This window comes from Microbacterium sp. NPDC055910 (assembly GCF_042271185.1).
Lineage (GTDB): Bacteria > Actinomycetota > Actinomycetes > Actinomycetales > Microbacteriaceae > Microbacterium.
In genome coordinates, this window is sequence record NZ_JBHJZS010000002.1 from 176,483 (window position 1) to 187,818 (window position 11,336).

Sequence of the window (11,336 nt, forward strand, 5' to 3'; positions counted from 1 at the left end):
CTTCGCACACCACGGAAGAAAGCACGGATGAGACGCGCAAAAATCGTCGCCACCCTGGGTCCCGCAACTTCGTCGTATGAGATGGTCCGCGCGATCATCGATGCCGGCGTCGACGTCGCTCGGCTGAACCTGAGCCACGGCGACTACTCGATCCACGAGAGCAACTTCGCCAACGTGCGGAAGGCCGCCGAAGACGCCCAGCGCGCCGTCGCGATCCTCGTCGACCTGCAGGGGCCCAAGATCCGGCTCGGCAAGTTCGAGAACGGGCCGCACGAGCTCGCCGTCGGCGACATCTTCAAGATCACCACCGAGGACATCCTCGGCACGAAGGAGATCGTGTCGACGACGTTCAAGGGGCTGCCCCAAGACGTCGCGCCGGGGGACTTCCTGCTGATCGACGACGGCAAGGTGCGCGTCGAAGTGATCGAGACCGACGGCACGGTCGTCACGACCAAAGTCATCGTCGCCGGTCCCGTCTCGAACAACAAGGGCATCAACCTGCCCGGCGTCGCGGTCAACGTGCCGGCGCTGTCGGAGAAGGACGAAGCCGATCTGCGCTGGGGCCTGCAGGCCGGAGCGGACTTCATCGCCTTGTCGTTCGTACGCTCGGCGAAAGACGTGCAGCGCGTGCACGTCATCATGGCCGAAGAAGGACGCCACGTTCCCGTCATCGCGAAGATCGAGAAGCCGCAGGCGGTCGAGAACCTCGAGGAGATCATCGACGCGTTCGACGGCATCATGGTCGCCCGCGGCGACCTCGGCGTCGAGCTTCCGCTCGAGGCCGTGCCGATCGTGCAGAAGCGCGCCGTCGAGCTGTGCCGTCGCATGGCCAAGCCGGTCATCGTCGCGACGCAGATGCTCGAGTCGATGATCGACAACCCCGTTCCCACGCGCGCCGAGACGAGTGACGTCGCCAACGCCGTGCTCGACGGCGCCGACGCCGTCATGCTGTCGGGCGAGACGAGCGTCGGACGCTATCCCGTCGTCGTCGTCGAGACGATGGCCCGCATCATCGCGTCCACCGAGGAGCACGGCCTGGAGCGCATCCAGCCGTTCACGACGAAGCCCCGCACGCAGGGCGGGGCGATCACGCTCGCCGCGCTCGAGGTCGCCGACTTCGTCGAGGCGAAGTACCTCTGCATCTTCACCGAGTCCGGCGACACGGCGCGGCGCATGTCACGTCTTCGCCCCGGCATCCCGATGCTCGGATTCACGCCCGAACCCGGCATCCGCCGCCGCATGGCGATCACGTGGGGCGTTCAGTCCACGCTCGTCGAGCATGTGCCGCACACCGACCGGATGTTCATCCAGGTCGACGACTACCTGCTCGCCAACGACCTCGCCGCCGTCGGCGACAAGGTCGTCGTGATCTCGGGATCGCCTCCCGGGATCATCGGGTCGACGAACGACATCCGCATCCACAAGGTGGGCGACGCCGTGCACGGCAAGGCACCCATCTACCGCGAGTAGCGGCAGGCGAACGACGAAGGCGGTCACCCGGGGGGGGGTGACCGCCTTCGTCGTCGGTCGCGTCGAGACGCGCACGCGCGACCTACATGAGCTTGGTGGACTGCAGCATGCCTTCCATCTTCTCGTTGAGGCCGATCAACGGCTTGCGCAGCACGAGTCCCAGCAGGAGCATCGGGACCATGAACGCGAGCAGCCAGCCCAGCGAGATCCACAAGTCCGCCTGGTAGATCCCCGCCAACGCGGCCCGGAACGCATCGATGGCGTGCGTGGCGGGCAGGAACGGGCTGACGTTCTGGAACCACTCGGGCAGCAGCGACAGCGGATACGCACCGCCCGCGCCGGCCACCTGGATGACGAGCAGGAACACCGCGAGCGCCTTGCCGGCGTCGCTGAACGATACGACCAGCGTGTAGATGAGGAACGTGAACACGAGCGAGGTCGTCCACCCCACGAGCATGAACAGGAACGGATGCACCGGATCGAGCCCGACGAGCAGGATGTTGCCGAGGAACACCAACGTGCTCTGCGCCAGACCCAGCAGCGCGAAGATCGCGTAGCGTCCGAGGAACTGCTGGTGGAGCTTGAGCTGCGGCCCACCTTCGGACGCACGCGTGGGCGGAGCCACACGCAGTGTCACCGCCATGAGCAGAGCCCCCACCCACAGCGACAGGACGGTATAGAGGGGCGCCATCCCCGCACCGAAGCTCACCACGGGGTAGACCGCGATCCGGTCCAGGCCGATGGGTTGCGCGATCGCCCGGGCGAGAACCGAGGGGTTCGTGCCGATGATCTTGCCGATCATGCTGAAGTCGCCGGAGTCGATGGCACTGGACAGCGCATCCTGCACGCGGTCCACCGAGTCGGCGGCCGTGGCCAGCGCGTCCGCGAGCGCCCGGTTGTCCTGCGCGGCGGTCACGAGGAGAGATGCCGCCCCCTCCGCCACACGCGTGACCTCGGACACGTCCCCGCCGATGGCGTCCAACCCGGCACCGACGACGGCGAGTTCTGCCCCCATCTGGTCGAAAGTGGGCTTCAGGTCGTTCGCGTACACGCTGTTCGCGCTGTCCAGTGCCGACTGTGCCGCGGCGATCCGGCTGTCGAATTGACCGCGGAACCGCTGGGCGTCGGCGTTGCCCGATGCGATTCCGTCAGCGGTCTCCTGCAGGCGCGCTTGGAGTGCCTGCTCCTGCGCGATCGCGGCGTCGAGGCTGTCGATGATCGCCGCGAACGCCGGTGCGTCCTCTTCGGGAATGTTCGGCTGGACATCGTCGACGAGCCGTTCCCGCAACGCCTCATGCTTGCTGATGAGGTCGGCGAGCTGGGCGGACATCTCGTCGATCATGGCGATGGTCGCACCGGCATCCGCATCCACTGCCGAGAAGATCCTGTCGACCTGGCCTTCGAAGCGGCCGAGCTGCGCACTGCTGGCCTCGAACGCCGTCGTCAGTGCCTGCGTGGCCTGCGCGATCGCGCCGCCCGCCTCCTGCGCAGCGGCGAGGCCTTCCTTCACCTTGCCCGTCGCCGCCGAGAACTCGGATTCGACCGTACCCAGCAGGCTCGTCGTGCTCTCCACGAGCGGCACGCTCGACTCGAGCAGAGCGGTGAACATACTCGCCGTCCCGGACGCGGCGCGCAGCTGCACGCCGACCTGACCGACGTGCGCCTCGATGCGGGCGAACGCGGCCTGCGATTCTGAGTCGCTCAATGACTTCGACAGCGACGAGACCAGGCTGAGCGCGATGTTGCTGAGCTCCTGGGTGAACTCCGCGTTGATCTTCGCGGAGAGGTCATCGGCCCCCTCGCTCGTGATGAGAGGCGCGAGCGGATTCGATTTGTCGTTCGTGTAGTAGTCGATCTGCGTGCGCTGAGACCCCGCGGTGTAGAACGTCAGCATGCGTTCGCTGAAGTCCTTCGGCAGCACCATCGCGGCATAGTATTCGCCGGATGTGGTGCCGGCGATGGCATCCTCTTCCGACGTGATGATCCAATCGAGCTGGTCGTTCGCGCGCAGGGCCGACTCGACGATGCTGCCGATGTTGACGTGCATCGGGATGAGCGCACTGGTGTACCCATCGTCGACGCTCGCGACGGCGACCTTCAGGTTCTTCGTGTTGTCGAACGGCTCCCAGCTGCCGATGACGTTGAACCAGGTGAACGCCGACGGGATCACGATCAGGCCGCACAGCACGATCACCGACATCACGTTGCTGGTGGCGCGGCGCAGATCGGCGCGGAACAGCTCCCAGATACCGCTCACTTGCGCGCCTCCACTTCGGCGAGTTCTCGACGTATCTCCGCGTCAGGCATCTCACTCACCTCGGTCGAGAGCCGCAGGCTGTAGCGGATGTACTCGAGCGTGATGAGGGCCGCGAACACGATCACGAGCCAGAGGATCCACAGACCCACGAACTCGGTCTTGTCGTCCGGGAAGATCATGGCCAGACCGGCGAGGAAGAAGATGCCGAACAAGCCGATCGCGATGATCGCGGTGCGCACCTTCCGATAGGAGCGCGCGAAGGGGAGTGCGCGTTTGGCCAGCCGCTGCGTGTACCTCTCACGGTTCGCCAGCGCACGCAGCAGGTGGTTCAGGCGGAAGCCGGGGCCCGAGGGTGCGCCGGCCTCCGATGTGAACAGCTCCGTCGCGCCGACCTGCTGTGTGAACAGTCGTGTCAGGTTGGACACGCCTCGACGCAGCACGAGCCCCAGGAAGAACGCCAGGGCGACGAAGAGCAGCAGCGTTCCCATGTAGCGCCAGTACGCGAGCCCCGCGAAGCCGCTGATCACCTCGCGCATGGCGTCGATGCCGTAGGTGAACGGGAAGAAGGGGTACAGCGACTGGAAGAACTCCGGCATGAGCTGGATGGGATAGATCCCCGAAGCCCCGGGAATCTGCATGATCACCAGGATCACGACCAGGCCCTTGCCGATGTAGCCGAACGTGACCGAGAGGGCATAGATGATGCTCAGATAGCTCAGTCCGATCAGGATCGGCGTGATGACGAAGACGAACGGGTTGACGTGCTGCACGCCGATGATGAGGTTGCCGATGCTGAGCGTGATGGCCTGCATCACGGCGATCGAAGCGAACAGCATCCAGCGACCGAGGTAGCCCTGCCGCTCCGTCAGACCGGGCACCTCTTCGTCGTCGACCTCGAGCTTGAGGATGACGACCAGCACGAACGCGCCGATCCACAGTGAGAGGTTGATGAACAGGGCAGCCATCAGCGACCCGTAGGTCTTGGTCGGGAAGATGGTGTGCTGATCCACGACCACCGGCGTCGACATGAACTGCGCGATCTGCTCGGGATCCAGCGACGTGAGGGTCTGCAGCTCCTGCCACGCGGCCGCACCGCCCACGGCGCGCAGGTCCGTCACGGCGGCACCCATGTCCCCTTCGAGCGTGGCCAGGTCCGCGTCGAGGCTCGCGAGCGCTGCCGAGGTCTGAGCGAGCTGGTCGTCGAGGCCCGACAGGAGGCCGGACGCTTCTCCCAGGAGCGTGCGCTGCGCGTCGACACCCGCCGAGAGGGAGTCCGTCGCGGCCGTGACCCTGCCGATCGCGGCGATGGCCGCTGCCGCGCCCTGCGCGACCTCGGCGGATCCGATGACGTGGCCGGTCGTGGCTTCACCGGCGAGGCGCAGAAGATCGGACTGCGCCTTGTCGGAAAGAGCACGGACGTCGCTCAGTGAGCCTTGGACGCCGCCGAGCGCACCGTCGATGTCCGAGAGAGTGACGACGCCCCTCTGCAGCCCTTCGCGGGTTGACTGGAGCCCCGTCTGCAGCTCCCCGACGTGGTCACGGGTCTGCGCGACGATCTGCGCAGCCGCTTCCAGATCGTCGATGATCTTGGCCTCGGCATCCAGCAGGTCCTGCTCGGCGACCCCGCCGCCGGTCTTGATCGCCGTCGCGACGGCGCTGGCGACCTGCTTGGTGAAGGCGTCCGTCATCTGCGTCTGGACGGTCGTGGCGCCCGTGTCGGTGATCTCGGGTGCGACCCCGTTCAGCTTCTCATTGACGTAGTAGAGCAGCTTGGGCTGGGTGAAGTCGCCCGTGGTGAGGCTGAGCAGGTCTGCCGTGAATGTCGCCGGCACGACGAAGGCGGCATAGCTCTCACCGCTCTTGATCGATGCCATGGCCTCGTCCTCGGACAGGAAGTGCCAACCCAGATCGTCGTTGTCTTTGAGCTGCGCCACCAACTGGTCGCCGACATTCAGGTCGCCGGTGAGCGAGGTCGAACCGCCCTCGTCGAGATTGACGACGGCGATGCTGAGGTTCTTCGTGTTGTCGAAGGGATCCCAGAACGCGACGATGTTGAACCACGCGTAGAGGCACGGCGTGATGAGCGCTCCGCCGATGATGACCCACGCCAGGGGCACCCGCCCGAAACGCTTGAGATCGCGAAGGAAAACACGCCACACGTTGCGCATACTTCGGTCGCCTCCCGTGAATACCCAACTGTTCGCACTCAGTCGCAAAGGCTGAGGATCGGCGCACGAAATCGGCTCTCTGTCCGCCGCGCCCACCATATCCATTGGGTCGATTCGATCAGGCCCGTGTTTCGGGCTCGAACGCCGGTCCCGACGCAGATTCCGCGCAAACACTGGGATCGAAGCCGGGTTAGCCCGGGGTGACGCCCGGGGTGAACTTTCCCCGGCGGCCCGTGGTCGACCCGTTCGTCCGCGGATGCGGACCGACGCCGTCGACGTCTTCACGGACCTCGCGAAGACGAGTGAAGTACCGGTGGTGGGAGTCGAACCCACACGCCCTCGCGGGCAACCGATTTTGAGTCGGTCGCGTCTGCCATTCCGCCACACCGGCGCACGCGCGATCTGCCGGCGCGCTGCCGCGAACGACGATACCGTAGGATTCAATGGTGACTGAGCTCGACCAGCCCGTTGGGGCACCCGCATCCGCACCTCGTCGTGTCGTCGTGGCAGAGGATGAATCGCTCATCCGCCTCGACATCGTCGAGATCCTCCGCGACAACGGCTTCGACGTCGTCGGCGAGGCGGGCGACGGCGAGACCGCCGTTCAGCTCGCCACCGAGCTGCGCCCGGATCTGGTGATCATGGATGTGAAGATGCCGCAGCTCGACGGCATCTCGGCCGCCGAGAAGCTCAGCAAGAACCACATCGCGCCCGTCGTGCTCCTGACGGCCTTCAGCCAGAAGGAGCTCGTCGAGCGCGCGAGCGAGGCCGGCGCCCTCGCGTACGTCGTGAAGCCGTTCACGCCGAACGACCTGCTGCCGGCCATCGAGATCGCCCTCGCCCGCTACGAGCAGATCATCACGCTCGAAGCCGAGGTCGCCGACATGGTCGAGCGCTTCGAGACCCGCAAGCTCGTCGACCGGGCGAAGGGCCTGCTCAACGAGAAGATGGGTCTGTCCGAGCCCGAGGCCTTCCGCTGGATCCAGAAAGCCTCGATGGATCGCCGCCTCACGATGCAGGACGTCGCGAAGGCCATCATCGAGCAGCTCGCGCCCAAGAAGGACTGACGCCGCATTCTGCCTGACGTCGCGGCGCGCGTCGAGCCGTCGCATCCGCTCGCGGAAGTCGGCAGAGTCGACGGATGGATACCGCACTGTTCACCGGATTCGCCGCCGGCTACGTGCTGCTGCTCGCCTGGGGCATCGCCCTCGGGGTGCGGCACGGCTGGCTGACACCGGCGAACCTGCCGCTTCTCGTCCTGGGCGGCCTCGTCTACGACAACACCGTGATCGCCGCCGGGGCCGCGATCGGCGAGGGCGCGCTTCTCGAGGGGCTCAGCGCCGGACGGTTCTGGGTGCACGCGTTCGTGACGCCCCTGCTCGTCGTCTGGTCATGGCACGCCGTGCGGCGCGCCGGTCAGCCGTGGGCGCGCACGCGCATCGCGGCCGTCGTGGCGGTCGTCATCACCGCGGCGCTGATCGTGTTCGAGATCGTCACGGTGCTCGCGGGTCTGACCCTGGAACCCGGAACCGAGTACGGGGTGCTCAGCTATTCCGACGCGGATGCCGCCGGCCCGCCGATCATGGTGCTCTTCGTCGCCGCGGCGCTCATCCTGGCGGGGTTCTTCGTCTGGCGCCGTCAAGGGTGGATCTGGCTCCTGGTCGGCGCCGTCATCATGACGGTGGGAAGCGCCGTCCCGATCCCGCTCGACAGCGGGGCCGTCACGAACGCGTTCGAACTCGCGCTGCTCGTCTCGATCCTCGCGACGAAGGCCCGCCAGGACCGGTTCGAGGCGAAGCAGAAGCGGGATGCCGCGGCTCAGGCCTGAGGTCGCTCGGTGATCATGTTGGTGATGCGCACGGTCGAGCATCGCCGGCCCTGATCGTCGGTGACGACGATCTCATGGACGGTCATCGACCGGCCGAGGTGGATCGGCGTGCACACGCCCGTGACGACTCCGCTCGTCGCCGCGCGCGTGTGGGTCGCGTTGACATCGATGCCCAGGGCGAGACGGCCGGGGCCGGCGTGCAGATTCGCCGCCATCGAGCCGAGCGATTCGCCGAGAACGACATAGGCGCCGCCGTGCATGAGCCCGACGGGTTGCGTGTTGCCCTCGACCGGCATCGTGGCCACGCAGCGCTGCACCGAGAACTCGGTGAACTCCATGCCCATCTTCTCGGCGAGGGCGCCGCCCCCGTGTGCGGTGAGCCACTCGTGCGCGTCGACAGCGGCGGGGGAGGAGACGGGCTCTGGCATGGGTCTCGCTTTCGGACGCTGTCGCACCTCGCGTCTACGCTGGGAGGGTGACGGACTCCGCAAAGCCTACTCTTCTCGTCGTCGACGGCCATTCGCTCGCGTACCGGGCGTTCTTCGCTCTTCCGGTCGACAACTTCACGACGAAGGACGGCCAGCACACCAACGGGATCTACGGGTTCCTGGCGATGCTGGTCAACCTCATCAAGGCTGAGAAGCCGACGCACCTCGCGGTCGCGTTCGACACGTCGCGCCAATCGTTCCGCACCCGCGAGTACGCGGAGTACAAGGCGAACCGGTCCGAGAGCCCGGCCGAGTTCAAGGGCCAGATCCCCCTGCTGCAGGACTGCCTCGCGGCGATGCGCATCCCCGTGCTCTTCCAGGAAGACATCGAGGCCGACGACATTCTCGCGACGCTCGCGACGCAGGGCGCTGAAGCGGGCTTCTCGGTGCTCGTGTGCTCGGGCGACCGCGACACGATCCAGCTCGTCACCGACGACGTCACGCTGCTCTATCCCAACGTGCAGGGCGTCTCGCAGCTCAAGCGCTACGACCGTGACGCCGTCATCGAGCGCTACGGCGTGCCTCCCGAGCAGTACCCCGACGTCGCGGCCCTCGTCGGTGAGACGAGCGACAACCTGCCCGGCGTACCCAAGGTGGGCGAGAAGACGGCGGTGAAGTGGCTCACGCAGTTCGGCTCGCTCGATGCGCTGCTCGACGGAGCCGACACGATCAAGGGGGTCGTCGGCGGCAACCTGCGCGACAACATCGACGCCGTGCGCCGCAACCGCGCGCTCAACCGGCTGCTGCGCGACGTCGAGCTCCCCGTCGGCCCCGCTGATCTCGAAGTGCAGCCGATCGACGCCCAGGCCGTGCGTGACATCTTCGCGAGGCTCGAGTTCCGCACGCTCCTGCCGCGCGTCTTCGAGGCAGCAGGTGAGCAGGCCACGGCATCCGCAACGACCCCGGCACCCGAGATGCCGCCCGTGCGCGAGCTGTCCGCTGCAGACCTGGCGGCGTGGCTGGCAGACAAAGAAGGCGCCGTCGGTGTGACCGTCACGACCGAGGGCGGGCTGCCGCATCGCATCGGGCTCGCGCGCGCCGACGAGGTCGTCGAGGTGTCGTGGTCTCCCGACGTCGCCGCGGCGGTCGCGCCGTGGCTGGCCGATGCCGACGACGCCGTCTACGCCGACGCGAAGCCGCAGGTCAAGGCGCTGCGCCGCGCGGGTCTTGCCGTCGGCAATCTCGCCTTCGACGTCATCCTCGCCGGATGGCTGCTGCGCCCCAGCTTTCCCGACAAGAAGCTCGCCGATCTCGTCGACCGCTACCTCGGCGAGAAGCTTCCCGAGGCCGACCCCACCCAGCTCGTCCCCGAGACCGAGGGGGCCACGCCCGGGCAGCTGTCGTGGTTCATCCTGCGTGTCGCCGAGGCGCTGCGGGCCGAGCTTCCCGCGCCGGTCACCCGCGTGCTCGACGAGATCGAATTGCCGACGCTGCTGACCCTCGCCGACATGGAACTCGCCGGCGTCGCCGTGTCGCACGACAACCTCTCCTCGTTCTCCGCCGAACTGGCCGCACGCGCCGACGCGATCGCGCAGGAGGCGTATGCGACGATCGGCCGCGAAGTGAACCTCGGTTCACCCAAGCAGCTGCAGGAGGTGCTCTTCGAAGAGCTGCAGCTGCCGAAGACCCGCAAGACGAAGACCGGCTATTCGACGGATGCCGCTGTGCTGGCCGATCTGCAGGAGAGCAATCCGCACCCCTTCCTCGGTCAACTGCTGCAGCACCGCGAAGCGACGAAGCTGCGACAGATCATCGAATCGCTCGACGCCGCCATCGGCGACGACGGGCGGATCCGCACGACGTATCTGCAGACCGGCAGCCAGACGGGGCGTCTGTCGAGCACCGACCCTAACCTGCAGAACATTCCGATCCGCACCGAAGAGAGCCGGCGCATCCGTTCGGCGTTCCAGGTCGGCACCGGCTACGACACCCTGCTGACGGCGGACTACTCGCAGATCGAGATGCGCATCATGGCGCACCTGTCCGAAGATCCCGGGCTCATCGAGGCGTTCAATTCGGGGGAGGACCTGCACCGCTTCGTCGGCGCACGCGTCTTCTCGGTCGACCCCGCCGACGTGACACCTCAGATGCGCACGAAGGTCAAGGCCATGTCGTACGGACTCGTCTACGGTCTGTCGGCGTTCGGCCTGTCGAAGCAGCTGAGGATCGATCAGTCCGAGGCGAAGCAGCTCATGATGGAGTACTTCGCCCGCTTCGGCGCCGTGCGCGACTATCTGCGCTCGTCGGTCGAGCAGGCGCGCATCGACGGCTACACCGAGACGATCTTCGGCCGCCGTCGACCGTTCCCCGACCTGGCGAGCCCCAACCGGGTGTTGCGCGAGAACGCCGAACGCGCCGCGCTCAATGCACCGATTCAGGGCAGCGCCGCCGACATCATGAAGGTCGCACTGTTCCGCATCCACGAAGAGTTCCATGCCGAGGGTCTGACCTCGCGCGTGCTGCTGCAGATCCACGACGAGCTCGTCGTCGAGGTCGCCCCGGGGGAGTGGGATGCCGCTGAACGCGTCGTCCGCGAGCGTATGGGGGATGCTGCGCAGCTGTCCGTGCCCCTCGATGTGCAGATCGGCCGGGGCGGGGACTGGAACGAGGCCGGCCACTAGCACGACCGCTCGCTCAACGACAGATCTGCCCTTCATTGCGAGCGTCATTGCGGAGGGCATCCACCTCTTGCTCCTCCCCTCGAAACCATCACGAAGGCTGCGCACGGGACGCGCCCATCGTTCACCCTGTTCGCAGCAGTTCCCATTTTGATCTTGCTCGCCAATTGTGGAGGTCGCTAGTCTCAACCGCATCGCCCAGTCAGCTACGCCGAACGGGAATCTGATGCGAAAACTCATTCTCGCGGGGGTTGGCATGGCACTTGGAGGATTCGTCATTGGCACTCTGGCCGTGAGTGCGGTGACCGAGCCCACAGTGGATCACGTGCCAAAGCCCCATAGAACCTCGGCGTCGCAACCGATCGACCGCACATATGACGCTCCCACGCCTGCCGTGAGCGCAATCCCAGGAGCGATCGGCACCAACGAAGGTGGACAATCGTATGGGCAGTGAGGCGAGGCTGAGGGACTCGTTCTTGTTGAAGCGATCGCAACCAACGGACAGAT

At 66.5% G+C, this 11,336-nt stretch carries 7 protein-coding genes and 1 tRNA gene; 4 read left to right on the forward strand and 4 right to left on the reverse strand.

Features of this window, described 5'->3' with window-relative positions:
* Positions 1 to 27: 27 nt before the first annotated feature.
* Positions 28 to 1,470 carry a pyruvate kinase gene (gene pyk / locus ACFC3F_RS02210; protein WP_376126037.1) on the forward strand — a complete coding sequence of 481 codons (1,443 nt, stop codon included), beginning with the start codon at positions 28 to 30 and terminating at the stop codon, positions 1,468 to 1,470.
* Between the two features lie 82 nt (positions 1,471 to 1,552).
* Here pyk and ACFC3F_RS02215 read toward each other — a convergent pair whose 3' ends face one another.
* The 3 genes from ACFC3F_RS02215 to ACFC3F_RS02225 all read right to left on the reverse strand — a co-directional run bounded on the left by ACFC3F_RS02215 (position 1,553) and on the right by ACFC3F_RS02225 (position 6,286).
* Positions 1,553 to 3,727, reverse strand: a complete 2,175-nt coding sequence (locus ACFC3F_RS02215) for a YhgE/Pip family protein (RefSeq protein WP_376126039.1) — start codon at positions 3,725 to 3,727, stop codon at positions 1,553 to 1,555.
* The gene (locus ACFC3F_RS02220) at positions 3,724 to 5,886 is read right to left on the reverse strand and encodes a YhgE/Pip domain-containing protein (protein WP_376126042.1); all 2,163 of its coding nucleotides are present in this window, start codon (positions 5,884 to 5,886) and stop codon (positions 3,724 to 3,726) included. Before ACFC3F_RS02220 ends, ACFC3F_RS02215 begins: the two co-directional genes overlap by 4 nt.
* A 317-nt stretch (positions 5,887 to 6,203) precedes the next feature.
* Positions 6,204 to 6,286: transfer RNA gene (locus ACFC3F_RS02225), tRNA-Leu, on the reverse strand.
* A gap of 55 nt (positions 6,287 to 6,341) precedes the next feature.
* Between ACFC3F_RS02225 and ACFC3F_RS02230 the strand changes: the two genes are divergently transcribed.
* A complete protein-coding gene (locus ACFC3F_RS02230) occupies positions 6,342 to 6,962 on the forward strand; it encodes an ANTAR domain-containing response regulator (protein ID WP_376126045.1) in 621 nt (206 codons plus the stop codon).
* Between the two features lie 74 nt (positions 6,963 to 7,036).
* Entirely contained in the window at positions 7,037 to 7,723 is a 687-nt protein-coding gene (locus tag ACFC3F_RS02235; protein ID WP_376126048.1) for a hypothetical protein, read from the forward strand.
* Here the strand turns inward: ACFC3F_RS02235 and ACFC3F_RS02240 are convergent.
* Positions 7,714 to 8,151, reverse strand: coding sequence for a hotdog fold thioesterase (locus ACFC3F_RS02240; RefSeq protein ID WP_376126051.1), 438 nt, complete (start codon positions 8,149 to 8,151; stop codon positions 7,714 to 7,716). The genes ACFC3F_RS02235 and ACFC3F_RS02240 overlap by 10 nt on opposite strands.
* 47 nt (positions 8,152 to 8,198) lie before the next feature.
* On the opposite strand from ACFC3F_RS02240, the gene polA reads away from it, so the two are divergent.
* Positions 8,199 to 10,832: a DNA polymerase I gene (gene polA, locus ACFC3F_RS02245; protein WP_376126054.1), complete on the forward strand. Its 2,634-nt coding sequence runs from the start codon at positions 8,199 to 8,201 to the stop codon at positions 10,830 to 10,832.
* Positions 10,833 to 11,336 lie beyond the last annotated feature (504 nt).